This is a genomic window from bacterium (assembly GCA_041648665.1).
Lineage (GTDB): Bacteria > UBA10199 > UBA10199 > 2-02-FULL-44-16 > JAAZCA01 > JAFGMW01.
In genome coordinates this window covers 35,246-58,057 of sequence record JBAZOP010000008.1, presented here as the reverse complement: position 1 = coordinate 58,057, position 22,812 = coordinate 35,246, and the positions used below count along the sequence as shown (strand labels likewise).

General features: G+C 62.6%; 38 protein-coding genes. All 38 read left to right on the top strand.

The window, feature by feature from the left end; all coding sequences use genetic code 11:
* The coding region (locus WC683_05210) for a hypothetical protein (protein MFA4971991.1) at window positions 1-481 on the top strand (481 nt) is incomplete at its 5' end.
* On the top strand, window positions 478-732 hold the full coding sequence (locus tag WC683_05205; GenBank protein ID MFA4971990.1) for a hypothetical protein: 255 nt from the start codon (window positions 478-480) through the stop codon (window positions 730-732). The genes WC683_05210 and WC683_05205, both read left to right, overlap by 4 nt.
* Window positions 725-1,030 (top strand): hypothetical protein, encoded by a 306-nt coding sequence (locus WC683_05200; GenBank protein MFA4971989.1) that lies wholly within the window; start codon window positions 725-727, stop codon window positions 1,028-1,030. The genes WC683_05205 and WC683_05200 overlap by 8 nt, the downstream gene beginning before the upstream one ends.
* Window positions 1,030-1,221, top strand: coding sequence for a hypothetical protein (locus tag WC683_05195; protein MFA4971988.1), 192 nt, complete (start codon window positions 1,030-1,032; stop codon window positions 1,219-1,221). The genes WC683_05200 and WC683_05195 overlap by 1 nt, the downstream gene beginning before the upstream one ends.
* A gap of 1 nt (window position 1,222) precedes the next feature.
* Window positions 1,223-1,852 carry a hypothetical protein gene (locus WC683_05190; protein MFA4971987.1) on the top strand — a complete coding sequence of 210 codons (630 nt, stop codon included), beginning with the start codon at window positions 1,223-1,225 and terminating at the stop codon, window positions 1,850-1,852.
* 4 nt (window positions 1,853-1,856) lie between these two features.
* The gene (locus tag WC683_05185; protein ID MFA4971986.1) at window positions 1,857-2,114 is read left to right on the top strand and encodes a hypothetical protein; all 258 of its coding nucleotides are present in this window, start codon (window positions 1,857-1,859) and stop codon (window positions 2,112-2,114) included.
* A complete protein-coding gene (locus WC683_05180) occupies window positions 2,114-2,413 on the top strand; it encodes a hypothetical protein (GenBank protein MFA4971985.1) in 300 nt (99 codons plus the stop codon). Before WC683_05185 ends, WC683_05180 begins: the two co-directional genes overlap by 1 nt.
* Complete coding sequence (locus tag WC683_05175; GenBank protein ID MFA4971984.1) at window positions 2,413-2,895, top strand: hypothetical protein; 483 nt, start codon at window positions 2,413-2,415, stop codon at window positions 2,893-2,895. The genes WC683_05180 and WC683_05175 overlap by 1 nt, the downstream gene beginning before the upstream one ends.
* Entirely contained in the window at window positions 2,892-3,020 is a 129-nt protein-coding gene (locus WC683_05170) for a hypothetical protein (GenBank protein ID MFA4971983.1), read from the top strand. The genes WC683_05175 and WC683_05170 overlap by 4 nt, the downstream gene beginning before the upstream one ends.
* Window positions 3,017-3,472 carry a hypothetical protein gene (locus tag WC683_05165; GenBank protein ID MFA4971982.1) on the top strand — a complete coding sequence of 152 codons (456 nt, stop codon included), beginning with the start codon at window positions 3,017-3,019 and terminating at the stop codon, window positions 3,470-3,472. Before WC683_05170 ends, WC683_05165 begins: the two co-directional genes overlap by 4 nt.
* Window positions 3,469-3,921: a hypothetical protein gene (locus WC683_05160; GenBank protein MFA4971981.1), complete on the top strand. Its 453-nt coding sequence runs from the start codon at window positions 3,469-3,471 to the stop codon at window positions 3,919-3,921. Before WC683_05165 ends, WC683_05160 begins: the two co-directional genes overlap by 4 nt.
* Window positions 3,918-4,658, top strand: a complete 741-nt coding sequence (locus WC683_05155) for a radical SAM protein (GenBank protein MFA4971980.1) — start codon at window positions 3,918-3,920, stop codon at window positions 4,656-4,658. Before WC683_05160 ends, WC683_05155 begins: the two co-directional genes overlap by 4 nt.
* Window positions 4,655-4,786, top strand: a complete 132-nt coding sequence (locus WC683_05150; GenBank protein ID MFA4971979.1) for a hypothetical protein — start codon at window positions 4,655-4,657, stop codon at window positions 4,784-4,786. The genes WC683_05155 and WC683_05150 overlap by 4 nt, the downstream gene beginning before the upstream one ends.
* Window positions 4,783-5,124, top strand: a complete 342-nt coding sequence (locus tag WC683_05145; protein ID MFA4971978.1) for a hypothetical protein — start codon at window positions 4,783-4,785, stop codon at window positions 5,122-5,124. The genes WC683_05150 and WC683_05145 overlap by 4 nt, the downstream gene beginning before the upstream one ends.
* The gene (locus WC683_05140; GenBank protein MFA4971977.1) at window positions 5,121-6,629 is read left to right on the top strand and encodes a DEAD/DEAH box helicase family protein; all 1,509 of its coding nucleotides are present in this window, start codon (window positions 5,121-5,123) and stop codon (window positions 6,627-6,629) included. The genes WC683_05145 and WC683_05140 overlap by 4 nt, the downstream gene beginning before the upstream one ends.
* Window positions 6,626-6,955 carry a hypothetical protein gene (locus WC683_05135; GenBank protein MFA4971976.1) on the top strand — a complete coding sequence of 110 codons (330 nt, stop codon included), beginning with the start codon at window positions 6,626-6,628 and terminating at the stop codon, window positions 6,953-6,955. Before WC683_05140 ends, WC683_05135 begins: the two co-directional genes overlap by 4 nt.
* Window positions 6,956-7,180: 225 nt before the next feature.
* Window positions 7,181-7,879, top strand: a complete 699-nt coding sequence (locus WC683_05130; protein ID MFA4971975.1) for a hypothetical protein — start codon at window positions 7,181-7,183, stop codon at window positions 7,877-7,879.
* Window positions 7,876-8,115 carry a hypothetical protein gene (locus WC683_05125; GenBank protein MFA4971974.1) on the top strand — a complete coding sequence of 80 codons (240 nt, stop codon included), beginning with the start codon at window positions 7,876-7,878 and terminating at the stop codon, window positions 8,113-8,115. Before WC683_05130 ends, WC683_05125 begins: the two co-directional genes overlap by 4 nt.
* A 16-nt stretch (window positions 8,116-8,131) precedes the next feature.
* Window positions 8,132-8,785 (top strand): DNA methyltransferase, encoded by a 654-nt coding sequence (locus tag WC683_05120; GenBank protein ID MFA4971973.1) that lies wholly within the window; start codon window positions 8,132-8,134, stop codon window positions 8,783-8,785.
* The gene (locus tag WC683_05115; GenBank protein MFA4971972.1) at window positions 8,782-9,093 is read left to right on the top strand and encodes a hypothetical protein; all 312 of its coding nucleotides are present in this window, start codon (window positions 8,782-8,784) and stop codon (window positions 9,091-9,093) included. Before WC683_05120 ends, WC683_05115 begins: the two co-directional genes overlap by 4 nt.
* A gap of 126 nt (window positions 9,094-9,219) precedes the next feature.
* Window positions 9,220-9,915: a hypothetical protein gene (locus WC683_05110; protein MFA4971971.1), complete on the top strand. Its 696-nt coding sequence runs from the start codon at window positions 9,220-9,222 to the stop codon at window positions 9,913-9,915.
* Window position 9,916: 1 nt separating this feature from the next.
* Window positions 9,917-10,300 carry a hypothetical protein gene (locus WC683_05105; protein MFA4971970.1) on the top strand — a complete coding sequence of 128 codons (384 nt, stop codon included), beginning with the start codon at window positions 9,917-9,919 and terminating at the stop codon, window positions 10,298-10,300.
* Between the two features lie 97 nt (window positions 10,301-10,397).
* Window positions 10,398-10,730: a hypothetical protein gene (locus WC683_05100; GenBank protein ID MFA4971969.1), complete on the top strand. Its 333-nt coding sequence runs from the start codon at window positions 10,398-10,400 to the stop codon at window positions 10,728-10,730.
* Window positions 10,730-11,293, top strand: a complete 564-nt coding sequence (locus tag WC683_05095; protein MFA4971968.1) for a hypothetical protein — start codon at window positions 10,730-10,732, stop codon at window positions 11,291-11,293. The genes WC683_05100 and WC683_05095 overlap by 1 nt, the downstream gene beginning before the upstream one ends.
* On the top strand, window positions 11,290-11,904 hold the full coding sequence (locus tag WC683_05090) for a DNA methyltransferase (GenBank protein MFA4971967.1): 615 nt from the start codon (window positions 11,290-11,292) through the stop codon (window positions 11,902-11,904). The genes WC683_05095 and WC683_05090 overlap by 4 nt, the downstream gene beginning before the upstream one ends.
* Window positions 11,897-12,358: a hypothetical protein gene (locus WC683_05085; GenBank protein MFA4971966.1), complete on the top strand. Its 462-nt coding sequence runs from the start codon at window positions 11,897-11,899 to the stop codon at window positions 12,356-12,358. The genes WC683_05090 and WC683_05085 overlap by 8 nt, the downstream gene beginning before the upstream one ends.
* Window positions 12,333-13,772, top strand: coding sequence for a phage terminase large subunit (terL, locus tag WC683_05080; GenBank protein MFA4971965.1), 1,440 nt, complete (start codon window positions 12,333-12,335; stop codon window positions 13,770-13,772). The genes WC683_05085 and terL overlap by 26 nt, the downstream gene beginning before the upstream one ends.
* A 2-nt stretch (window positions 13,773-13,774) precedes the next feature.
* Window positions 13,775-15,223 carry a hypothetical protein gene (locus WC683_05075; GenBank protein MFA4971964.1) on the top strand — a complete coding sequence of 483 codons (1,449 nt, stop codon included), beginning with the start codon at window positions 13,775-13,777 and terminating at the stop codon, window positions 15,221-15,223.
* Complete coding sequence (locus WC683_05070) at window positions 15,220-15,345, top strand: hypothetical protein (GenBank protein ID MFA4971963.1); 126 nt, start codon at window positions 15,220-15,222, stop codon at window positions 15,343-15,345. The genes WC683_05075 and WC683_05070 overlap by 4 nt, the downstream gene beginning before the upstream one ends.
* Entirely contained in the window at window positions 15,342-16,937 is a 1,596-nt protein-coding gene (locus tag WC683_05065; protein ID MFA4971962.1) for a hypothetical protein, read from the top strand. Before WC683_05070 ends, WC683_05065 begins: the two co-directional genes overlap by 4 nt.
* Before the next feature lie 2 nt (window positions 16,938-16,939).
* Window positions 16,940-17,293 carry a hypothetical protein gene (locus WC683_05060; protein MFA4971961.1) on the top strand — a complete coding sequence of 118 codons (354 nt, stop codon included), beginning with the start codon at window positions 16,940-16,942 and terminating at the stop codon, window positions 17,291-17,293.
* Complete coding sequence (locus tag WC683_05055; protein MFA4971960.1) at window positions 17,290-17,781, top strand: hypothetical protein; 492 nt, start codon at window positions 17,290-17,292, stop codon at window positions 17,779-17,781. The genes WC683_05060 and WC683_05055 overlap by 4 nt, the downstream gene beginning before the upstream one ends.
* 2 nt (window positions 17,782-17,783) lie before the next feature.
* A complete protein-coding gene (locus tag WC683_05050; GenBank protein ID MFA4971959.1) occupies window positions 17,784-17,996 on the top strand; it encodes a hypothetical protein in 213 nt (70 codons plus the stop codon).
* Window positions 17,993-18,382, top strand: coding sequence for a hypothetical protein (locus WC683_05045; protein ID MFA4971958.1), 390 nt, complete (start codon window positions 17,993-17,995; stop codon window positions 18,380-18,382). Before WC683_05050 ends, WC683_05045 begins: the two co-directional genes overlap by 4 nt.
* Before the next feature lie 47 nt (window positions 18,383-18,429).
* Complete coding sequence (locus tag WC683_05040) at window positions 18,430-19,806, top strand: hypothetical protein (protein MFA4971957.1); 1,377 nt, start codon at window positions 18,430-18,432, stop codon at window positions 19,804-19,806.
* A 1-nt stretch (window position 19,807) separates the two neighbouring features.
* Window positions 19,808-20,425, top strand: a complete 618-nt coding sequence (locus tag WC683_05035) for a hypothetical protein (GenBank protein ID MFA4971956.1) — start codon at window positions 19,808-19,810, stop codon at window positions 20,423-20,425.
* Between the two features lie 12 nt (window positions 20,426-20,437).
* Complete coding sequence (locus WC683_05030; GenBank protein ID MFA4971955.1) at window positions 20,438-21,394, top strand: hypothetical protein; 957 nt, start codon at window positions 20,438-20,440, stop codon at window positions 21,392-21,394.
* Between the two features lie 64 nt (window positions 21,395-21,458).
* The gene (locus tag WC683_05025; protein MFA4971954.1) at window positions 21,459-22,802 is read left to right on the top strand and encodes a hypothetical protein; all 1,344 of its coding nucleotides are present in this window, start codon (window positions 21,459-21,461) and stop codon (window positions 22,800-22,802) included.
* Window positions 22,803-22,812: the final 10 nt, after the last annotated feature.

Genomic DNA, 22,812 nt, shown 5'->3' with positions numbered 1-22,812 from the left:
AGGGGCCGATAACGGAACCCACTATGAAAAGGGTGAGGAGTGCGATCCCGTCGAAGGGAAACCGATCCTTCAGGCGATCTACGATATGAGCTCCGAGATCGAGCAAAAGGTCGAAGCACTCCGGAAGCTCGAGACCGAGTTCCGTACCCGGCCCGAGGTGAAGGAGCTCGAGGAGCAGATCTATGAACTCCGACATAACCGCGAGTTTCTCCTCATGGAGGCCCGCGGAAAGGGCGTGAACGCGCAGGTCGCGGGGAAGCTGACATACGTCCTCAAGGTGAAGACGCGGAAGGTCCGTGAAGTTATCCCGGTCCTCTTCGCGAATAAGTTCGGGCTTGAGATCTTCGCGAAGGTCGCCTCGATCCCGGTCGGGAAGGCCGAGGAGGTCGTCGGGAAGGACGGTCTCGCGGATGTCGTCTCGGTCACAGAGATCGAGGGGGCTGCGAGCGTCGAGATCGCGAGGGGGAGTGGGCATCAATGAGCGACCGCCTCACCCCAACGGCCATCCCCGCGAAGTGCATGCTCTGCGTGCATGGGGATGCCGATATCGTCATCGCGGGCTGGTCCTTCCGGGCAAAGCCCGGTACGGAAGACGCCCTCATGGAGGGTCCGGTCGCTATTAGCCTCTGCCGGGAGTGCGAGAAGATCCTCATCAACGGCATGGACATCGTCAATGCGAACGCCAGCGCTGAGAGAGCCACGACCGATCAGGAGGTGCCCCTCCATGGCTGATCCAACGAAGCAGCAGATCCGTCGGAAGGGCGGCATGAGCCGCTCGGCCGCGAAGGTCCTCCGGAGGAGCATGGTCCAGATGCAGCGGAACGAAAAGAAGCATGAACCCCAGCACCTCGGTCCCGTGGGTCCCGGCGGGGATCCCGACTGCCATGGCTGTGCGGTCGACCTCGAGGAGGGGGAGGAGTGCACCTGTCCCTGTTGCGAGCCCGAACCCTATGTTGACGACGATGACCTCCTCGAGGGAGAGGGCTGCGAGGGCCACGATACCCTTGCGGGCATCCGGAGTGATCGCTGATGGACGAAACCGAGTACCAGAAGTGGTGCCGCATCAAGTCCGACCAGATACGGGAGCGGGCTCGCGAGTTGGGCGCCAGCCCCCTCATGGTGCTGCACGACATCCAGATTGAGATCCTCAAGGCCGAAACGGCCGCCATGACGACCGTCAAACCGAGAGATCCCGTCCTCGTCCTCCAAGGGAGGGGCTGACATGGCCGCACCCCAGGAGAAGGGCGGGAAGAAGCCCTCGCCCCAGCAGCTGCACCGCGTCGTCATCTGCTGCAAGATCAACGTAGACAATTACGAGCAGCTCTCGGTCGAGATCGACGGCCACTACGAGAAGGCCGACCTCGCGAAGGGAGTAATCGAGGTCCAGGCCGCGGTCTACGAGACCCTGAAGAACTACGGCCAGACGCATCCCGCGACCCGGGAGCGCATCGACGCCTATCGGTTCCGCGTGCTTGCCCTGCCGGACCCCACCATTACGACTCCTCAATCGGAACCTGCACGTCCCGCGGAGGGGAGCGTGTCACGGACGAGCAACGGTAGCGGAGCAGATACGGCGAACAGTAACACCCAGGCGGAGCGCCCCGCAATCGCGCCTCCCATGCAGACCGAGGTCCTCAAGGACCCCGCAAGGCAACCTGCCGGCCCTCAGACAGAAGAATCCGCTGTACGTCAACCGGCAGGACCTTCTGTACCTCCGAAACCCATCACCGCGAATGGCGCGAAGTATCGCTGCGAGATCTGCACAGCCGAGGTCACGGCCAAGCAGAAAGGGATCTCGATGCTCAACAAGGGCGGCAGGACGCTCTGCGAGTCCTGCATGGGGAAGGCGTGATTGTATGGCCGCGAAGGATTATCCCTTCCTTGAGAAGCGCAAGAACCCTGATCCCTTTCTCCTGAAGAAGATCCACGAGATCGAGCAGCAGATCACCCGCCGCAAGGCCGAGATCTCGGAACGGCGCGAGGAGATTGCTAAGCTCGAGAAGGAGAAGAAGGCGCTCGCTGCGGACGTGGATTTCTTTCAGGTCTACCAGCAGGCCGGATACGCGGTCCAGACGATCGTCCGGGATATCACGATCCGCAAGGAGGGATCCTGATGGTCGAGTTCCCTGTCTTCCTCCGGTTCGGCATCGACGAGAAGGGAAAGAAGTACGTCGATTGCTCGCTGAAGGAGAAGTTCGAGCCCCTGACGAAGGGCCCTAGTTCCCCCGATAAGAAGATACTGCGAACCGTGCGAACGGCCCTCGTTATCTCGATCCCCGACGCCTGCTTCATGCCCCTGCAGTCAGTGGCTCGCATCGAAATCCCCGTCGAGTGCATCGTTCCCAGCGTCCCCATCGCAGAACATCCCTCCGTCACTTCCGTCAAGCCCACGGAGAAGAGGGAGGGATCCTGATGAGAAGCAAGATCCCCATGACCAAGAAGGCCGGCCGAAGGGGCGGCCAGGCATGGACATCCAAACAGCGGGCCAAGAACGAAGCCACAATCACGAAGAAAGGCCAGATCACGCACCGCTCCACCGGGGAGGGGGCCGAGAAGAAGAACGGTCGACCCTCCCACGAGGACCTCACGCAGCTTCGGGAGACCGTCGCGTCCCTCGAGAGTTCGCACTGGAGCAGTTCCGAGGGGCCGAACTTCCCCGTGATGCGCCATCTTATCCCGCCGCTCTCCGCGCCCTTCGAGGTGGGTGGGAGGAGTTGTGCAGAGTGCGGCCGGCGCCTCGTCCAGGACGACTATATCGGGGAGAACCTCGGCAAGACCTTCCGCGTCCACGGGTACGCGTGCTCGGTCAAGCGGGGCGGCTGCGGCCATAGTGCCATCAACCGTTCCGATCACGTCCACGCCCTGCAGGAGTTCAACTGGGGGGCGATCGTATGAGCGGCCAAGTATCGCGACGCACCTACGAGCAGCGCCGATACACCGAACAGGGCGAGTTCATCCGTGCCAGAAAGCGGGCGCGGAGCTGGGGACGAAAGTTCCTTCGCCAGGAGGCTGGACTGTGACGAACAAGAATTACGAGCGCGGGTACCGGCCCGAGCTTCGCCTCATGCGGGCCATCGAGGACCTCCATCCGCAGGCGTGGTCGGAACGCAGTCACGCCAGCAAGGGTACCTTCGACGTCGTGGCGTGCCTGCCCTGGGGGCTGTACCTGATCCAGGTCAAGCGGACCGCGAGCCCCTTCAAGTCCCTGAAGGCCGCGGAGACCAGGTTCAAGGAAGACCTCGATCAGATTCGGGCCGTTCCCTTCTGCCCCTTCGTGCACCGCTGGATCGCTCTCTACGAGGCCAGGACGATTGGTAAGGCCACAGGGACGTGGCGGATCTTCGAGATCTGCGGGACCGAGAACATACTCCTCGAGCACGCGGTCTCGGGCCGGATAGGTCCCGTCCTCGAGGAGGCGATGCACTGTGCGATACGAAGAGATACCCAGGGCGCAGGGGGAATGTCGACGTGAAGAAGCACAACCTTCCCCTCACGTATCCCCCGAAGATTGCGGCCGTCCTCGCGGAGGAATGCACGCAGACGATCCGGCCCGGTCGACGATTCGCGATCGGTGATCTCCTGAGCCTGCATGGCTGGGAGGGAAAGCCCTACCGATCGAAGTGGAGCTTCCGCACCCCCTACTGGCCACTCGTCTCGGTCGACGATATCTGGATCGAGCGCGGGGGGATCCGCCTCACAGCCGATACCACGTACTGCCAGGTGGATCAGATACGGGTCGAGCCGATCCTCGTGCCCTGGACTCTCCTGGACCGGCTTGCCGCGAAGGACGGTATCGTTCCTCCCACGGGAGAGGAGCTCGGCCGCGTGCTGCTGGGCATGCACGAGAAGGCCGTCAAGCGGGCCGGCGGATCCTTCCCGGCACAGATCATCAGGTGGTGTCCGGAGGAGCTGATCGCGTGACCCTCCGCGTTATCTACGAACCGAAAGGTCGGGCGAAGGAGTATGCGGATCTCGCGGTCAACCTCTACCGAGGTTGCGACCACGCCTGCACGTACTGCTATGCGCCCGACGTGCTGCATATCACGCCGGAGGCGTTCGTCAAGCCGGCACCGCGGCTGATCCTCAATGCCCTCCGGAGGGATGCGGACGAGCTCGCCCAACGGGCCGAGCAGCGATCGATCCTCCTCTGCTTCACCTGCGATCCCTATCAGCGGATCGATACCTACTACGAGCTCACGCGGTACGCGCTCGAAATTCTCCTCCCGAGAGGATTGAACGTGACGATTCTCACGAAGGGAGGCCTCCGGAGTCTGCGGGACGTCGATCTCTGGCGGCTCTATCCGAAGCAGATCACCTACGCCACGACGCTCGTCTTCACGGACGAAGCGATGCGGCAGCGCTACGAACCCCATGCCGCCCCGACGCTGGAGCGGATCGAGGCCCTCCAGCGGGCACACCTGCTCGGCATCCCGACGTGGGTCTCGCTGGAGCCCGTCTTCTCGGCAAAGCAGACGCTCGACCTCATCGACGCCACGCATCTGTTCGTGGACGAATACAAGGTGGGGATGCTCAACCACGAGCGTCCTCCGGTGGCGATCGACTGGCGGGCGTTCGGGGAATCCGTCACGTGCCATCTCCTGAACCTGGGCAAGCGGTTTTACATCAAGGACGACCTGCGGAGGGCGATGCAGGGATGAAGATACGATTCTTTTTCGCATGGTTTGACCTCTGGGTCGGGGCGTACTGGGATTCGAAGAAGCGGATCCTCTACCTCTGCCCCCTGCCGTGCTGCGTCGTCGCTCTTGAGCAGGAGGGAGGGACGTGACCAAGACCTTCGTGCCCTGCGGGACCGCGGCCAAGATGGGCGCCCAAATCAGTCTCAAGCTCGAGCACTGCCGCTACTTCATCGATACGGAGATGCTGCTTGAAGTCATGCACGGCCGACGGGTCGAGACGCATCTCGCGGTCAGGGTGGCGGCCCAGACGGCGCTCTTCGCGGAGGAGACTCCGCAGAGCGTGGGCTCGGTCAGAATGAGCCGATCCGGCAAAGCGATCGTGATCCGCATTCCCCGCCAGCCCGACCGGGTGATCTCGACGAACGAGATGGTTCGGCTCCTCAAGGGCGAGAGCGTCACGGCCTGCATCTCGGAGGTCTCCCGATGAAGCCCTCCGCGGCCCTCTTCGCTGGCGCCGAGATCGAGGGGATCCTCGAGGCAGCCGCCGCCCTCAAGCGCCGTCTCGAGGAGGTCGAGCGCCAGGTCCGGGAGCGCGAGGAGGAGGTCGACCGAACCGTCGCGACGATCGAATCGGTCGGTGGCGTCGACGGCGACGCCCTCCGCCACTTCTTCAAGAAACCGTATGCCATCCTCCCGTTCAAGAAGAACGAGGTCCTCGTCGTCGTCCCGAAGTTCATCGATTTCCAGGTCGGCTGGCTCCACCAGGAGACCGAGACGTACAACGTCTTCCGGTTCAGCCAGTACGCCGGCTGGCTCGGCGAGGCCCCTCAGGACCTCATCGATGCGGTGAACGCGAAACGAGACTTGCATGGCGAGGTCGTGGGCGACCGGCTCGACTTCCCCGTCGAGGAGGAAGAGAAGGTCCGGGAGATTCTCGGACCTCTGCTGAAGGACATCTCCGCCGGGACCGCGACGATCAAGAAGGGCAAAGAGTTTGACGTCATCGCCGAGATGGTCGCGCACGGCTGCCTCCCCTATCGGTCGCGGCCCGTCGCGGAGGAGGATCTCCGCGAACCATCGGGCACGATCCAGCTCCGGCCCTACCAGGTCAGGGCCCGCGAGACGTTCATGCAGACGGGAGCGACGGGGATCTTCTACCCGACCGGCGCCGGCAAGACATACCTCGCGCTCGATATCGCGGATCACCTGAAGGGGAAGATCCTCGTCGTAGTCCCGACGACGACCTTGAAAGAGCAATGGCTTCTCCGGATCAAGCAGCTCCTCGGTTCGCAGTGGGATAGGTTCACCGTCCTCAATTACGCGAGCCGTGCAATCCTCGGGCAGCGGTTCACCCTCGCGATCTTCGATGAGTGCCATAAACTTCCCGCGAACACGTTCTCGCGGCTCGCGCTCGTTTCGACGAAGTATCGGATCGGTCTTTCTGCGAGTCCCTTCAGGGAGGACGGCCGCGAGAACTACATCTTCGCCCTGACTGGGATTCCCGTCGGCATCAACTGGAAAGAGTACATGGTCGAGACGGGACGGACGTATCACCGGGTTTTCGTCTATGTCGTGAAGAATGCCGATGCGAAGATGCGGGAGGTCAAGAACCTCCTCGAGCCCGGGAGAAAGACACTGATCTTTTGCGACTCACTCGAGCTCGGGGAGAAGATCGCGAAGCGACTGAAGGTCCCGTTCATCTACGGCGATACCACGAACCGCCTCAAGGTCATCGCCGAGAACGAGGTCATCGTAGCCTCGAGAGTTGCCGACCTCGGCGTCTCGATCGCGGATCTCGACCGCATCATCGAGGTCGACTTCCTCTACGGATCGCGGCAGCAGGAACTCCAGCGCACGGGCCGCCTCATGCACGCCGATGGCGAGGACCTCCGTCATGATATCGTGATGACGAAAGAAGAGCTCGGCAAATACGGCAAACGGCTCTGGGGTCTCAGGGAAAAGGGATTCGAGATCGAGGTGATCGAGCGATGACTCCACCTCTCTCGACGTACATCGCGCTGCGGCTCGCGGAATCCCCACATATCATCAACGCGATCCCCGTCTGGGGAAAGAAAGACTTCTATGGGATCCTCCGCTGGGCGAAGGTCTGGGAGGAGGAGAACCGGACGAAGATCACGTGGCTCTGGATTTCGAACGAGGGCCAGTGGAAGATGCTCGATCAGCTTGAGTATCAGGAGGACCGGAAGGCGGTCGAGAGCAGGGATCCGACAGCGACACCCTCTCGGGGACTCTGTACGTTCGTGGGAGAAGAAGAACAGACAATTCTTGATTCGCTGAAAGGGGGCGTATCGCCATGATTTTTCTCTGTAGCTACAAAGTTGTAGCTACAAATCTGCCGGTACATTTCCGTTGTACACCGAAAAACCGTGCGACGAACCATAGCGTTCCAGTGGAAATATACCTAGTACCTAGTACTCGAGAACGAGAGCTAGAGAGAGAGAGACAGTACAACGGAAATGTAGCTACACAAATGCAGCTACACTCGTGTAGCTACACGGCCGGTGGATCGGAGGTGGTCGCCCATGTATGACGGAAACCTCCTGCAAGTTCGTTTCCCAAAACGTCTCCATAAAGCCCTTCAGGGGATGCAGGTCAACGCCTCGAAGGTCTGCCGCGATGCCCTCCTCGACCTCCTCTGCCAGTCGATACTTTCGGCAACAAAGCCCGTCGACGATCGAGTTCTCGAGCTAGTTCGAGAGGAAATCAAGGTCGGTGCACCCTATGCGATACGCCTCTATGAAGCACTTTTAGTGCACGATCAGCGGTTCGGGCAGAAGGTCGTATATAAAGGAGACCTCGGATCGCCGGGAAAAATACCGGTTGTGAAGTCGAAAACGGCGATCGCCAAGCCTGAGGAGTATATAAAACCAGCTGCTCGGGGCGAGGGGAAATACGCAGAAAACGATCTGAAAATCCCCCTTTCACCTGAAATAGCAGGTGGTATACTCAAAAAAGCACATATCGAGAATGCAAAAACGCTCTGCCGGACCTACCTCACCACGAAGGAGCTGCAGGACCTGTATGCTCGTCTGAACGCCGGAGGGTCCGATGAGGTCGAGGAGATCGTGAAGGTGGAGGTGCTGGGGCAGATGGAGCAGCGAGCCACCCTCGACCATATCCGGATGATCGTCGATCTCCGCGAGGACGGGAACGGTGTCATCTGCGGGGCCATCATGCACCTTGGTAAGTTCGGCACCACGCGAGGAGGTGCGACGTCATGATTTGCGGATCCTGCGGATTTCCCATCGAGGGCGAGGAGCACTACGAGCCAGCGTATGAACGGTCTTTCTGCGACCGCTGCTGGAAGATGCCCTTCCTCTTCTTCCCCTCGAGGAAGCTCGGTCAGCAGAATCTCGACGGGGCATTCGTGGGGCTTGTCCGGAAGCATCCCCGTATCGGGATGCAGCATCATGCATTCGCGCTGGGCAAGAGGGTCAGGAAGGAGGCGCGATCGTGACGGTCGCGGAGAAGGTATGAAGATCCTCTGCCAGGACTGCGATAGCGGCATGGCCGATCTCCCCGCGAACTCCATCGACCTCATCTTCACCGACCCCCCCTACGTCAAGGACCTCTACCGCGAGGCCTATGCGCTCCTCGGCACGCACGCGCCACGCCTGCTCAAACCGAGCGGCTTCCTCATCACGTATGCCCCGCAGTACCACCTCCACGAGATCATGCAGATCCTCGGCAAGAGGCTCGAATGGTACTGGATCTGCATGCAGATCAACCGGCGGGAGAGCATCCTCGTGCACCAGAAGAACGCGATCGCCAAGCACAAGCCCATCGTCATCTACCAGAAAGCCCCGAAGAAACCGAACAAGCGCATCTTCGTCGACGTCATCGCGGGCATGAAGCAGAAGCGCTACCACCCCTGGGAGCAGTCCATCCACGACGCCCTGCACCTGCTCTCGCGGTTCGCCGCTCCGGGCGACGTGGTCCTCGATCCCTTCATGGGATCGGGCACCACCATTCTCGCGGGCAACCTCCTCGGCCTCGAGTGCATCGCACCCATCCTCGCGGAGGAGGCGAATCCCCGCCTCGATGAGGCCGCGAAGCATGCCGATCTGGCCGTGAAAGAGTACGATATCGCGCTCGCCCGGCTCCTTGAGGCGATGGAGCGGGCATGAGCCGGCCCCTCGCACCCCCCATCCCTCGCCGCACCATCGAGAAGATCACGAAGGAAGCCCTCACGTTGCATGACCGCATCACCACCCTCTACGAGTACGGTTACGAGTTCAACCAGATCTGCCGTGCCCTGAACGCTGCTCCTCGGACGGTCAACCGGGCCATCCGTGCCCACAAGATCGCCCGTATCCGGGTGATGCTCGAACAGGGCGAGACCGTGCTCGATATCCAGAGCGAGGTGAACATTGATACGCCACAACTCCTCGATATCATCCAGCGAATCCGTAATGGCGAAGATATAGCAGTCTGATTGTATCGTTTTAACTCATATCCCCCTCCCTCGCCCTCCTTTTCTCCATAGCATGCCCTGATCGGACGCCTTTTCCTGACTGCACGGACCCTCGCGCCCGGCCAAGGCATGCTTGGAGCTCCAGGTATGTCAGTAACGCCATTTGATCCGGTATCGTTCTTCAGCCCTGGCGGGATCCTCGCGGTCGCGATCACGGTCTTCATCGCCTGGCTCAAGAACCGGGACAAGAACAACGAGCTAAAGGAAAAGGAAAAGACTGCAGAGGATGCGAAGGCCGAGGCCACGAAATCCACCCTCGAGAAGAAGGAGATGGCCGCCACCTTCGATCCCACCAAGACCAAGACGCTGCCCATCTCGGTCGTGGACGTGGTCTCGGAAGCCTCCTGGCAGATGGGCGAGGATACCCTGCTCAAGCTGAAGCAGCGCGCCTACCCCTACGGGGAGATGGTCGCGCAGCAGGTCGCGAACGCCCAGGCGCAGCGCAAGATCCTCTACCGCATCGAGACGCCCGTCATGTGGGCCGATATCAACGCGGGCCTCGTGGCGAACTGGGGCCACCTCATGCTGCAGAGCCACCTCGACGCCATGACGACCAACCTCACCGCGGTCCAGAAGGATGAGGTGCGGAGACAGATCGTCGACGCGCAAAAGAACGACCTCGACGAGTACCACGTGACGTGGCCCGACGGGACCGTGAAGATTGTTATCAATGGACACTTCATCGGCGACCTCGGCAAGTACGCCCCAGCGGACGCGAGCATCGGCAACAGAGGCGAGAAGGTCATCCCCACGATCGGGGATCTCCCTCAGGCGGTGAAGTAGGATGGTTCTCGAGCTGCTGGGCGCTCTCTACGCCCAGATCCTGATCTTCCTCGCGCCGTATGCATTCCTGGCCCCCGTGGTGGCAGGCATCGTCTACGCCTACGGCGGCTACTACAAGCAGCAGGAGAAGTCCTTCGAGTGGGACATCGCCATCCTCTCGGTCCTCATAGGCACAGTGATCGGGATCCTCCTATGGCTCGCGGATCTCCAGCCTTCGGATCCTAACTTCGCCTTCATCATGGCGTCGTATATCGGGGGCCTCTCGACCTTCGAGGACTACGTGAAGGGATACATCCGGCGCCACGGCTGGAGCGCCTGGCTCGACGAGCACTTCGGCTGGTTCAAGGACGCCATCAACAGCATCATGGGAAAGGGATCCTCATGATCCCCCCGCATCTTTCTCGCGCCTCCGCCTTCAGGGACTCCACGAGTGCGACGGGTCCGCTGCACCATGCGCGTTCACCCGCGCCGGAGGCATCTCGATGACCCGCGACGAGCTCCTCCAGCAGGTCGCGGCCATCATCGTTGCCGTCAATCCCTGCTGTCATGAAGAGGTCGAGGAGGCAGCCCGCACCATCCTCCAGACGTGCATGCCCGTACATTCCTTCCTCACGCGGATGGACCTCGAGCGCATCATCGCGGTCGCGGCCGAGGAGAACTACCGCCTCCGCACGGGCATCACCCGCGAGCAGGTCCACGAGATCTTCTCTCACCCGCACGGCACCGGCGGGAAGGCCATGTTCCTTGCCGAGCAGGGTCGCATGGTGCCTTTCATCCTCGAGAAGGCGGGCTACGCGATCGCGGGGGGACCCTGATGCCCGATATCCAGGTGGGCGATCAGGTCTCCTTCCATTACTGGGGAAAACGGCGGGAAGGGGTCGTCGTGGACCTGAACCGCTTCCTCTTCATCGAATACCGAAACGACGCGGGAAAAAAGAAGCACATCAAGGCATCCGCGGTCGGCGAGCGTATTACGGTGATCGCAAAGGCTACAACGTCAGAACCGACGAGCGAGGCGACGACCGACGCGCAGACGCTGATCCGGGAACAGAGCGTCCCGCCCGGTATGTCGGGAACCCTCGAGGCTGCAACAGTGCACAACGATGCATCGACCCGGACGGGTCCCGTGCAGCCAACGGAAAATGCGCCCGAAGGGATTAAAGTCGACGCAAAGATTGAAGTCCCGAAGCCATCGCCCGAACTCGTAGCCGCCCTCGAGACGTCGCTCGCCCAGCTCGGCGCCACCTCGGCACAGACACTCCCCCCTCTCGCGCTCGATATGGACGGCATGGTCGCGGACTCCCTGCGGCCCGCGCTGGAGATCTTCTGCACGAAGGTGACGGCTGCAATCACCCGCAGTCCTGGGAACGCCGCATGAGCGGCAGGAATGGTAACAAGGACTGGTCGGCCTCGTATGGCGATGTCAACTGGGACGAGTCGGGGCAGTCCGATACCCTCTATCGGGGCTTCATCACGCAGGCCGTCGAGCTCGCGCTCGAATCGAACGCCGCCTGGTACTGCTGGCATGCCTCGCGCCGGCAGGCTCTCCTCGAGGCGATCTGGAACGAGCACGGCGCCTTCGTGCATGAGCAGATCATCTGGGCCAAGGATCGGCCCGTGCTAACGAGGTCTTGGTACATGTGGCAGCACGAGCCCTGTTTCTTCGGCTGGATCAAGGGCAACAAACCTCCTCGCGTAGCCACGGACTATCCCGCGACCGTCTGGACCATCCCGACGATAAAACCCGGCACCAAGACCCGCCACCCCACATCGAAACCCGTCGAGGTCTTCGCGATTCCCATGCAGCAGCATACGAGAGAGGGAGAGATCTGTTACGAACCCTTCTGCGGATCGGGAAGCCAGATCGTCGCGGGCGAGCAGCTGGGTCGCCGGGTGTTCGCGATCGAGATCGAGCCCCGTTACTGCGAGGTCATCTGCCAGCGCTGGGAAGCCCTGACGGGACGGGTCCGCGAGGTGCAGCATGGCTAAGCACCCCGGCGGGAGGCCGACAAAACTCACGCCGGCGATCCAGAAGTCCATCACGGACATGATCTCGCTGGGCAATTACATCGAAACCGCGTCCGCACTGGCGGGGATCAGCAAGAACACCCTCTATGACTGGTTGCGGCGCGGAGCACGCGAGAAACAGCGATTGCACGATAATCCACGGGCAAGGATGAAGAAGAAAGAGGCCCCTTTCGTAGAGTTTTCGGACTCAGTAGAAAGAGCCCTCGCGGAATCCGAGAGCGTCGACATCGGCTACATCGCCACCGCGGCCAAGACGCAGTGGCAGGCTGCGGCCTGGCGGCTGGAGCGACGGTTCCCCGATCGCTGGGGACGGAAGGATCACTCGAAGATCGAGATGACCGGGAAAGACGGACAGCCACTCGAACGCATCGTCATCTACCTCCCCGACAATGGCCGCGACACTCCGAGAAATTAAACCGCAGAAGGGGCCGCAAGAAGCGTTTCTCTCATGTCCAGCGGATATTATCATTTTTGGAGGCAGTGCAGGAGGAGGAAAGACGTTCGGACTCCTCCTCGACGCGCTTCGCCACGTTCACACGTGCAAAGGCTACGGCGCGGTGATCTTTCGGAGAGAAACCCCGCAAATCACGAACGAAGGCGGACTTCTCGATGAATCCCGCGAACTCTATGCCTCCCAGGGAGGCATCCTTCGGGAGTCGCCGAAGATCGACTGGACCTTCCCGCCCTTCGGGAACCAGATCCATTTCGACCACCTGCAATACGAGAAAACGTGCATCGGCTTCGATGGAGCGCAGATCTGCTATATCGGCTTCGATCAACTGGAGCATTTCACGGAATACCAGTTCTTCTACATGATTTCTCGTAACCGCTCGACGTGCGGCATCCGTCCCTGCATCCGGGCCACCGCCAACCCCGACGCGGACTCTTGGCTTGCGAAATTCATCGGTTGGTGGATCGATCAGGAGACCGGCTACCCTCTCGAGGACCGGGCGGGGACGATCCGCTGGTTCGTCCGGGACGGCAACCAGATCGTCTGGGCCGACACGAGGGACGAGCTCGAGGAGCGCTACCAGCGGGCCCCGAAGAGCGTTACCTTCATCCCCTCGCTGCTTTCGGATAACCCGATTCTCGAACGCATCAATCCCGAATACCGAGCCAACCTCCAGGCGCTCTCCTTCGTCGAGCAGGAACGGCTCCTCAAGGGGAATTGGAAGATCCGCGCCATCGCGGGCAACGTCTTTCGAAGGGACTGGTTCGAGGTCGTTGATTGCGCTCCAGAGGCTCGAAACATCGTCCGATTCTGGGACATGGCCGCGACCAAGAAGAAGAAGAATGGCAAGGATCCCGACTGGACCGCGGGCGTCAAGATGGCCGAGGCGGGGGGTCTCTACTACGTGCTGGACCTCGTGCGCCTGCAGGGCAATCCCGGCGAGGTAGAGAAGAAGCGGAAAACCGTCACCGCCCAGGACGGTCCGACGGTCCGGGTCCGGGAGGAGCAGGAGGGCGGGGCGAGCGGCAAGACCGTCATCTACCTCGCGGCCCGCGATCAGTTCAAGGGCGCGGACTACATGGGCGTGCCCGCAAGCGGCTCCAAGGAGGCACGGGCTACGCCTGCCGCCCGGGCCGCCTTCAACTTTCTCATCTACCTCGTGCGGGCGCCCTGGAACGACGTCTTCCTCGCAGAGGTCGAGGCCTTCCCGGACGGTCCGCACGACGACGTCGTGGATGCCTTCGCGGGGGCCTTCAACGAACTCGCGGGGAATCGACGGACACCGCTGCCCGACAACTTCCGCCAGGACGATGCGCCTGAATTACCGACCATCGGCGGGGGATTCGCCGACACCGACGATATCGAGGAGTACCTGTAACCATGCCCAAAAAGATGACAGCCAAACCGACCAAACCCGTTGGCGACTACTGGATCAGTTCGCTGGACGGCCAGATCTACAAAGACCAGAAGGTCGACGCGACCGTCATCCAGAACGCCCGCGAGAATCCTTACCTCGCGAGCGTGCTCTGGCAGCAGCAGACGATGATTTTCCAGAAGAATCCCCGTATCGAGGTCTACGATGTCGAGGGCGATACCGGCGATACCTCGATCGGGCGTGCGCTGGAGCGTCACAACAAGACGATCAAGCGCATGGCGGAGAAGGTCGACTACAAGAACGCCATGGTGCTCGGGTGGCAGGATCAGGCCACCTGGGGCCCGCACATCGTCAATGATTACTGGGATTATAATGGGTCGAGCGAGATCGTGCTCAAAGCTCTCACGCGCCTCGACCCCTACAGCTTCCGCGGTCGCGGCGCAACGTTCTCCACCGTCTACAATCCCATCCTTCCCGGCATCCTCGTCAACAAGGATAAGGAGCTCGAGTTCTGGCAGACGCAGAGCGATCACATGGTCCGCGAGCTTGATGCCGAGAGCATCACGATGCTCACGAACCCGCTCACCCCCGAGCTCGGAGGGCGGCCCCTCATCAAGCCCCTCATCCCGATTACCCGGATGATCTCAACGGCATGGTCAGCGCAGATGCAGCAGAACAGCATCCTGGGTGCGGGCGGCGTCTTCTTCGCGCACGTCGAAGATGGGTCGGAGGCCGACTACGATCTCGCCAAGAAAGCCCTCAAGAACGCGAACCGCGGGGTAAAATACGTGCTCCCAAAGAATATCACGATCGAAAACCTCGGCATCTCCACCACGGCTACGGCCCTCGAGACCATCAACGCCCTCGACCGGTTCCTCACGCAGTTCTGGAGCCCCTCGAAGTTCATCTCCAAGGACGGTACGCTGATCGGCGGCTCATCAGGTCCGGAGTTCGACCTCTACGTCTCCTACATCAGCGCCATGCAGGCCCCGATCGAGACCGGCTACGCGGCGATCTTCCAGAAGTACGGCGACAAGAACGGCTGGGACGACCGGTACCGCGTCCGCATCGTTATCCCCGAACCCGAGCCGAACAAGAGCGACCTCTTCCTCAAGGCAGCCGAGCTCGGGAGCAAGGAACGCCGCATCGGCACGAACGAGTTCCGCGCCATCCTCGTGCGGGCAGGTGTGCCCCAGGATCTCCTCCCGGCGCTGGACGAGAAGGGGATGGTGGCGCTCGCCGAGGAGAACGCGCGGCTTCCGCAGCCAGCCTCTCCCTTCTCCGCCGCCGCCCCTCTGCAGGCGCAGGCCTTGACGGCGGCCGCCCGGCCTCGCGTGCAGTCCATCGACGATATCACGGAGGCCACGACGGCGGAGCTCGAGAAGAACTCCGAGAAGGCCATGAAGGGCATCATCAAGGCGCTCCGGAACGAGCGCGGGGAGGACGAGGAATGATCGAGGTCCTCATGGTGGGGGCGGCGATCGCGGTCGCGTTCATCGTCGGTGCAATCGTGGGCTTCCTCGTCGGTTGCTGGGGCTCACGGCTCTACTATGAGGGGAACGGAGGGGGCCCGTGAAGGCCGCGACGAAGAAAGCGATCGACGCCGTCCTCGAGGAGCTCGAGGAGGATGATATCCAGACCCTCACGAAGCACGCCTCCGCCGCCCACCTCGCGGGAGACCTCGATGCCACGCAGGCGCTCCGCCTCGAGATCGATATCGATCAGGCGAGCAAGGAGGCCCTCGCGTATGCCCGCGAGTATCGAGTCGAACTCACGAAGCAGGGCGGCACAACAATCAACGGGACCTTCACGCCCTGGCTCTCCGACCGGAACGAGGAGACCCGGAACCAGATCGCCGCTCTCATCGAGAAGGGTCTCCGGGACGGCACGCCGACCGGCGTCAAGGAATCGGGGAAGAGCACCTACCCGAAGGACTCGATCGCCCAGCAGCTCCATGACTTCTTCGGAGCACGGAAATCCCATGCCACCACGGTCGCGAGGAGCGAGATCGCCCGCATCCAGAACCAGGGATCCCTGAACCGCTACGAGGAGTCCGAGGTCGAGGAGGTGGACGTGCTCGACGGCGACGGCTGCGAGGCTTGCGTCAAGGCGAACGGGCAGCGGTGGACCGTGGCCTACGCGAGGGAGCACGAGATCGAGCATCCGAACTGCGTCCTCCCGGAGACCCGATGCGAAACGGCGGAGGATCTTGTCTCAGGATTCAGAGCCCTGTATGACGGCCCGACCGTGGAGCTTGTCTGCGCCAATGCGGGACGGGTGACCGTTTCCCCGAATCATATGATCCTCACACCGCACGGCTTCGCCGCGGCGAATCTGCTCCGCAAGGGCGACCACGTATTCTATTGCCCCGACCTCAAGCGGGTAGTCCCGGACGACCCAGATCACGACGAGATGCCACCCACTATCGAGGAGATATTCGGTACGCTTCTGGTAGCGTGCGGCGGCTCGGCCCGACGTGTGCCACTGGCCCCCGAAGATCTCCACGGCGATGCGATCTTCACACAGGGCGACATCGACATTATACGGGCCGATCGCCTTCTGTGGGACCCCTTCATACCCTCGATCGGCCAGCATCTTAGCACAGATCCTCTCGATCCTTGTGATACCGATCCCCTGAACCTCCCTCGTTTGAGCTCGCTGGCACAACTCTTCCATCGGGCGGCGCGTGCCCTTGACAGCCGCGTGGGCGGCCTCCGCACGTCGAGCCCGTTCTTCAGGAGCCGTATGGGCGTTGATGAGCAGGGCAATTTTTCGCCGATCCCGCAGAACGACCCCAGATCCCGTAAGACACCTCTTGATGGCACGGCGGTTGGCACCGAACCGGTTTTGCAGATCGAGGATAGTCTGCCCCGCCTCATAGAGGGGGACGAGGACGGCAGGATCGAGGACATGGCGCTTATATCGAATCTCGACGCCCGCGGAGGTGAGAAGGTCGCGGATAGAGGTGGTTCGACACCCGTACTGCCGCGCCAGATCCAAGAGGGTCTTTCCACCGTTGTACAGGTTGACGAGATTTTGGAGGTCAATGTCAGCACGTACCATGGATATGTGTATGATCTTCAAACTTTAAGTACATTGACCGTATGCAATTCGTATCTGTGCAGCAACTGCGAACGGGCATTCATCCCGGTCGTCAAGGAGGCCTGACCGTGGCCGGCATCCGCTACTCCACAGAGGAGATCGCGTATATGAAGCAGCACGAACCGACCTTCGAGAACCACGAGAAAGGCGAGGACCTCTCGTATGCCCAGATCGCGCTCGACCTCAATGCGAAGTATCATATGCACAATCTCGGCACGCGAACGCGGGACGGCGTGATCACCTACCTCCAGGAACGCCGCCAGGAGTTCGTGCGCCGGCAGGTTCTCATCTCCCAGACGCTGCTGACCGGGGCCGAGACGATCGGGCTCGAGCTCTCGCAGGAGACGCTCTCCCGGGCCTGTGCGCTGGGACTGGAATCGATGATGAAACCCCTCATCACTACCACGGGAAAACCACTATGAGACGATCCGTCCTCCTCTGCATCACCCTCTGTATCGCGATCCTGACCGCCCCTGCAGCGGCCTGCTGGTGTCCCTGCCCTCTCCCGATCGCGAGTGGCGGGTCCTCGGGCAGTATCGGCACGTGGCTCTGCGGCGAGTGGGCCCGGAACGGCTGGCAGGTCCACGGCGAGCACGCCACGATCGACGCGGCCGCCGGTTCGACCCCGCTCTGGCTCGTCGTCACGTACCCGAACGGCGGCCGGCTCGCATCGGTCCAGACCGCCTATGCCGCCGGGACGATCGAACCATCGGGATTCATTATCCGAAGGGCGCTCGCGGGCTCGTGGCCGCTCCAGAATCCCACGGGCAGGATCTATCTGCGGATCGAGAAACGCGAGCCCTCCCCGACCCCCTGCAGGGTGCAGCTGATCCGCGGGGATGGCGTGGTCCTCTTCGACCGCGAGACTGCCGAGACGGTCGCCGAGTATACGGTCGATCTGGTGAGGTAGTCATGGCCTATCGCCATTACAACCGATGCCCGGTTTACCAATGCGGCGCACGACTGCACGAGGTTGTGCGAGATCCCCCAACGGGCACCGCTGATGATTGGCCGGATGGATATCCAGGCGACGAGCAGAGACCCGATCTCGTCTGCAATGACTGCCGTGCGGTCTATCGGATGATCGGCTGGGATCGGGGCAATGGGAAGATCATGCCACGATGACGCCCGATATCGAGAACCTCGTCTCGATACGCATCACGGCCCTCGCACAGTGGCGGTGCCCGAAGGGCGGGCAGTATAGCATCGTCCTCAATCCCGCGGGGTCGTGGACCGAAGCAGCGGAGATCGTCGAGCGGTATCGGGGCTATCCCTCGCCCGATCCCTCAGAAGGGTGGTGGCCCTGCCACGACCTCATCATCGACTGCTTCGCGGAATCCCTCGCGATGTCCTACCTCATCGAACGGATCTGCGTCGAACGCCGGCTCAACCGGATCCGATTCCGCCGCGACCATTGTAAACCCTGCTGCGTGATGCCCGTCGCGATCGCGATGTGGAACCATATCAGCGAAGGGGTCCGGTTCACCACCTCCAACGAGAGCGAATCCTGACCTTTTTCTCTACCCCCATATAAGCCAGAGCCGCGCTAATATATTCAATGCCTTCACCGAGTCCCTCTTCTTCGAGTCTCACGGGTAGGCAGCCCGGCGCAGAGGCCGCGTGCGCTCTCCTCTCCGAGCCGGGAACTTTCACCGGCCACGCGCACGAAGCCATCATCCATCTTCTCGACCGGTACGTGAACGGCAAGTTCTACGCCAAGGAGCCCTTCCAGGCCACGGTAGAGAGCTGGAACACCGGCGAGGTCCCCGTGATCTTCGCGGTCGAGCACCCTGACTTCGAGGCCTTCAACACCGACCCCGAGACGGAGCTCGCGAGGATCGCGACCAAGACGGGTAAGCCCGCGAGGGTCGTGGGCACGACCGCGAACGTCCGCGTTGAGATCGCCGGCCACCCCAAGCTGATCGGCGATCTCCTCTGGGAGGACGCCGATGTGGACGCGCTCCACGCCCAGGGCAAGCTCTCGCCTTCGGCTGGCGTCTGGTGCCCGAAGGACAGCCAGAACCGCCTCTACGGCGAAGTCACCCCCCATCACGTCCTCATTTTCGAAGAGACCCCGACCAGCCAGCCCGGCGACCGCGGGGCCGTCATCCTCTCCCAGAAAGAGCCGGAGGCAGCAATGCCCGACGAGAAACCGAACCGACTGAAGAAACTCATCCAGGACATCAAGACGGTCATCGCGGGCGCCGAGGATCCCCCTCAGGGCGGGACCCCCGTCACCGCCCAGGCTCCGCCCGCCGAGTCGCTCGAGGGCCGGATCGAGATCGTGAGAAAGGCGCTCGGTGCGTCCCTCGGGCTCCTCTGGCCCGATGGAACCCCGCGCATGCCCTGGACCATCATCACCCTGCCCGATGCCGTGATCTGGGAACACCCGGATTCCGGCAAACTCTTCTCGACCCCCTATACGCTGGCGGATAACGTCGCCACGCTGGGGGAGACCGCGGAGGTCGAGCAGGTCTACGTGGAGAAGAAAACCAGCGCCGCAGGTCTCGCGCCCGAGGCCCTCGCGGCCCTCCTGAAGAGAAAGGAGCATCCCATGCCAGAACCCCCGAAGACCGAACCCAAGCCCGCAGCGGCGCTCACTGCACAGGATCAGGAGATCGCAGAGCTTCGGGCCCAGAACGAACAGCTGAAAACCGAGCGAGCCGCGGCCGAGAAGGCGAAGAAGGATCAGGCCTGGACCGCGCTCAAGACCAAGGAGGGCGGCATCCCGCCGGGCCTCATCGACACGCCCGAGAAGGAGGCCAGCCTCCGCCAGCTCGCGGAGACGGATCCCCTTGCCTTCACGGCGCAGCTCCTCGACGCGAGGAAGAGCGGCCCCAGCAAGAAGGAAGGAGAACCGCATCAGAACCAGGAGGCGGCCGACGCCCTCTCGATCAGCCGCGAACTCCGTCAGAGCACCGGGAGGATGAGATAACATGGTAGTTTCGACCATTGCAGGAGGCCTTCAGGGCGGATCTGAATACACCTGTATCCTCTACGAAGGCGCCCCGACCGTGACCGCGAAAACCCTCGGTCCCGACGGGTATTACGACACGGGCATCGTCCCGGCATCGCCGCTCCAGAAGGACGATATTGTCGTTCTGGACATCCAGAGCGAGAACACGTACGAGGCCACTGGGGGGTTGCCCGTCGTCAAGGCCGTCACGAACGGCACGCTCATTCTCGGGAAGATCCTCACCGAGCCCAAGACGATTGGGACTGCTCCGACGACCGCAGCCGGCGATACGTGGGCGAAGATCCTCGCGGGCAAGTACTACCGCATCGCGAAGGTGAAGTTCTTCGGCGTTACGGATATTGAAAAAGCCATCCTCGTCGGTGCGAGTACCGCGAATATCGTCCCGGGCGTGCCCGACACGCTCAAGGTCGATGTCTCGGGTACGGTCGCCGTCTCGGGCGGCGTCGTCACGCTCTCCTGCGCGGATGCCGCGAACGGTGGGTCGGGCATCTTCTCGTTCCACTACGTCGCGAACGGCGCCGTCACGGTGAGCATCCTCGCTGGATTCACAGGCGGACCGGTGGTCATCCAGGGATGAGGTGAAGAAGACATGTCGATACAGATTTCCGGTACCAATGCACGGTTCCTCCAGACGCCCGTCGTGCTCTCCGAGATTCGGCGGGTCATGGAACCCTACCTGAAGTTCACCGAGATGGTGCCCTTCGTGGACTCGGGCGGCCTGCCCGTCGTGTACGGCATCAAGAACTCGAAGAGCGCCGATGCGATGAAGCAGAAGCCCCGCATGACCGCGCCCTCCTCGCACTTCCCCGAGGTGCAGATCACCCGGATGACGAAGGCCACCGCCATCACCACGGTCGAGGGGCTCTCGATACGCCTCGACGAGTCCGCGCTCCGCCTCCCCGCGGGCCGCGACATGATCATGGACGGCTTCAATTCCGCCGCCTACTGGATCGCGGAGAACCTCAATACCACGATCTACGCGACCCTCGATGCGGGCTCCACCGATGCCGGCATGACCCCGACCGGCCAGTGGAGCGCCGCCGGCGCCACGCCGATCAAGGACGCGCTCGCGTTCAAGAACGGCTTCATCCGCGAGGGCTACCCCTATAGGCTCACGGACGCCTTCATCGACTCGACGAACTTCGGCGAGCTCGAGGGCTTCCTCGTGGGGAGCGAGATCCCCTCGTACCGCGAGGCCGCGCTCAACACGCCCCTCCAGGACGCGATCGTGCTGCCCATCGAGGGCAAGCCCATCTTCCATCGCCTGCTCTCGGGCATCACGCACGGCGACATCATGGGCCTCGACCGCCGGAACCCCGGCTACGCCGTCTACTACCACAACGACCCCAACTTCGGCACCCCGCAGAGCATCTCCTACGAGACCGTCGAGAAGGGCGTCACCACGGTCAAGACCGTGCCGAACTTCGGTCTCTCGACGCACCAGTACGTCGAGGACGACACCCACGATACCATCGTGCAGATCTGGGTGGACGTGGTCGCGAAGGTCAAGGACGCGTACAGCGTGATCACCGACAACGGGCTCTAAGGCCCGTGATTCCTCTTTTTTGAAAGGGGACTGCTCCAGTACCTGACATCAGGAGACACACATCATGGTCTATACAGCTAAATCGGCACAGCAGCTCCGCGAAGAAGGCGGAACGCAGACAGAGAAGATCGCAGGAGAAAACACCCTCATCGCGACCGATATCGCAGCCGTGCGGGCAGAACTCGCAGCCGCCGTGCTCGGGCAGGTCCCGGTCGCGGACGGGCATATCCTCGTCGGGGACGCCGGCGGCGCAGCGGCGGATGTCGCGATGAGCGGCGACACCACCATCGACAACACGGGCGCCGTCACGATCGGTGCGAAGAAGGTCACCGCGGCGAAGATCGCCGTCGCGCAGGGCAAGGTGCTCATCGGCCAGGTGGGCGGCGCTGCGGGCGAAAAGACGCTCTCGGGCGCCCTCACCGTCGACGTGGACGGGGTCGTGACGCTCGAGGCGGGCGCGATTCCCGTGAACAAGCTCGAGCTCGCGGACGGCAGCATCATCGTGGGGGACGCCGGGGGCGGGGCCGCGGCGGTCGCGCTCTCCGGGGACGCGACCATCCTCAATACCGGCGCCATGACGATCGGCGCGAAGAAGGTCGGGGCCGCGAAGATCGCCCTCACGGAGGGCACGGTCCTCATCGGTGCCGCGGGCGGTGCAGCGGCGGAACAGACGCTCTCCGGGGACGTCACCGTGAGCGCCGGCGGCGTGACCGCGATCGGGGCCAAGAAAGTCACGGCGGCCCAGATCGCGCTCGCCGAGGGGAAGGTCCTCGTCGGGGCGGTCGGCGATGCGGCCGCGGCCCAGACCGTGGGCGGCGACGCGACGCTTGGCGTCGACGGAACCCTCACGATCGGTGCGAAGAAGGTGACGGCGGCCAAGACCGCGCTCGCCGACGGCAAGATCCTGATCGGCGGCGCCGACGGCGCAGCGGCCGAGCAGACCCTGACCGGCGACGTGACCACCACGAACGGCGGCGTCACCGCGATCGGCGCGAACAAGGTCCTCGAAGGCATGCTCGCTACGAGCGCGGTGTGCGGGTCCTCGGCGAAAAACGTCGCGGATGCCAACGTCTACGGCGGCATGGCCCAGATCTTCCGCATCGACGTCGCCGATGCCTCAGCGAACACCGACGTCGAGATGAGCCGGAAAGTCCGGGTCATCGACTTCTGGTTCGTCAATACCGGCGACGCCGCCCACGCGGCGAACGACACGATCCAGCTCCTCAACGGCGTCAACGCGATCACGGACGTCATTGCCAAGACGGCGGCGGTGAACGCGATCAAGCGGGCCTCGACGATCAACCCCGCCAACGCGGAGATCGCCCAGGGCGGCACCCTGCGGATCGCGGCCGTCAAGGACACGAACGCGGCGGTCACGGCCTACGTGCTGGCGCTATCGGTCGCCTGAGGGGGGTGAG

Coding starts and splice junctions, on each gene's coding strand:
- WC683_05090 (MFA4971967.1), top strand. CDS start 11,290: ATGAGCGGCAGGAATGGTAACAAGGACTGGTCGGCCTCGTATGGCGAT.
- WC683_05130 (MFA4971975.1), top strand. CDS start 7,181: ATGTATGACGGAAACCTCCTGCAAGTTCGTTTCCCAAAACGTCTCCAT.
- WC683_05180 (MFA4971985.1), top strand. CDS start 2,114: ATGGTCGAGTTCCCTGTCTTCCTCCGGTTCGGCATCGACGAGAAGGGA.
- WC683_05050 (MFA4971959.1), top strand. CDS start 17,784: ATGGCCTATCGCCATTACAACCGATGCCCGGTTTACCAATGCGGCGCA.
- WC683_05190 (MFA4971987.1), top strand. CDS start 1,223: ATGGCCGCACCCCAGGAGAAGGGCGGGAAGAAGCCCTCGCCCCAGCAG.
- WC683_05105 (MFA4971970.1), top strand. CDS start 9,917: ATGGTTCTCGAGCTGCTGGGCGCTCTCTACGCCCAGATCCTGATCTTC.
- WC683_05075 (MFA4971964.1), top strand. CDS start 13,775: ATGCCCAAAAAGATGACAGCCAAACCGACCAAACCCGTTGGCGACTAC.
- WC683_05115 (MFA4971972.1), top strand. CDS start 8,782: ATGAGCCGGCCCCTCGCACCCCCCATCCCTCGCCGCACCATCGAGAAG.
- WC683_05195 (MFA4971988.1), top strand. CDS start 1,030: ATGGACGAAACCGAGTACCAGAAGTGGTGCCGCATCAAGTCCGACCAG.
- WC683_05070 (MFA4971963.1), top strand. CDS start 15,220: ATGATCGAGGTCCTCATGGTGGGGGCGGCGATCGCGGTCGCGTTCATC.
- WC683_05040 (MFA4971957.1), top strand. CDS start 18,430: ATGCCTTCACCGAGTCCCTCTTCTTCGAGTCTCACGGGTAGGCAGCCC.
- WC683_05135 (MFA4971976.1), top strand. CDS start 6,626: ATGACTCCACCTCTCTCGACGTACATCGCGCTGCGGCTCGCGGAATCC.
- WC683_05185 (MFA4971986.1), top strand. CDS start 1,857: ATGGCCGCGAAGGATTATCCCTTCCTTGAGAAGCGCAAGAACCCTGAT.
- WC683_05035 (MFA4971956.1), top strand. CDS start 19,808: ATGGTAGTTTCGACCATTGCAGGAGGCCTTCAGGGCGGATCTGAATAC.
- terL (MFA4971965.1), top strand. CDS start 12,333: ATGGCCGCGACACTCCGAGAAATTAAACCGCAGAAGGGGCCGCAAGAA.
- WC683_05170 (MFA4971983.1), top strand. CDS start 2,892: ATGAGCGGCCAAGTATCGCGACGCACCTACGAGCAGCGCCGATACACC.
- WC683_05030 (MFA4971955.1), top strand. CDS start 20,438: ATGTCGATACAGATTTCCGGTACCAATGCACGGTTCCTCCAGACGCCC.
- WC683_05100 (MFA4971969.1), top strand. CDS start 10,398: ATGACCCGCGACGAGCTCCTCCAGCAGGTCGCGGCCATCATCGTTGCC.
- WC683_05095 (MFA4971968.1), top strand. CDS start 10,730: ATGCCCGATATCCAGGTGGGCGATCAGGTCTCCTTCCATTACTGGGGA.
- WC683_05140 (MFA4971977.1), top strand. CDS start 5,121: ATGAAGCCCTCCGCGGCCCTCTTCGCTGGCGCCGAGATCGAGGGGATC.
- WC683_05200 (MFA4971989.1), top strand. CDS start 725: ATGGCTGATCCAACGAAGCAGCAGATCCGTCGGAAGGGCGGCATGAGC.
- WC683_05045 (MFA4971958.1), top strand. CDS start 17,993: ATGACGCCCGATATCGAGAACCTCGTCTCGATACGCATCACGGCCCTC.
- WC683_05175 (MFA4971984.1), top strand. CDS start 2,413: ATGAGAAGCAAGATCCCCATGACCAAGAAGGCCGGCCGAAGGGGCGGC.
- WC683_05125 (MFA4971974.1), top strand. CDS start 7,876: ATGATTTGCGGATCCTGCGGATTTCCCATCGAGGGCGAGGAGCACTAC.
- WC683_05205 (MFA4971990.1), top strand. CDS start 478: ATGAGCGACCGCCTCACCCCAACGGCCATCCCCGCGAAGTGCATGCTC.
- WC683_05025 (MFA4971954.1), top strand. CDS start 21,459: ATGGTCTATACAGCTAAATCGGCACAGCAGCTCCGCGAAGAAGGCGGA.
- WC683_05085 (MFA4971966.1), top strand. CDS start 11,897: ATGGCTAAGCACCCCGGCGGGAGGCCGACAAAACTCACGCCGGCGATC.
- WC683_05150 (MFA4971979.1), top strand. CDS start 4,655: ATGAAGATACGATTCTTTTTCGCATGGTTTGACCTCTGGGTCGGGGCG.
- WC683_05055 (MFA4971960.1), top strand. CDS start 17,290: ATGAGACGATCCGTCCTCCTCTGCATCACCCTCTGTATCGCGATCCTG.
- WC683_05110 (MFA4971971.1), top strand. CDS start 9,220: ATGTCAGTAACGCCATTTGATCCGGTATCGTTCTTCAGCCCTGGCGGG.
- WC683_05120 (MFA4971973.1), top strand. CDS start 8,132: ATGAAGATCCTCTGCCAGGACTGCGATAGCGGCATGGCCGATCTCCCC.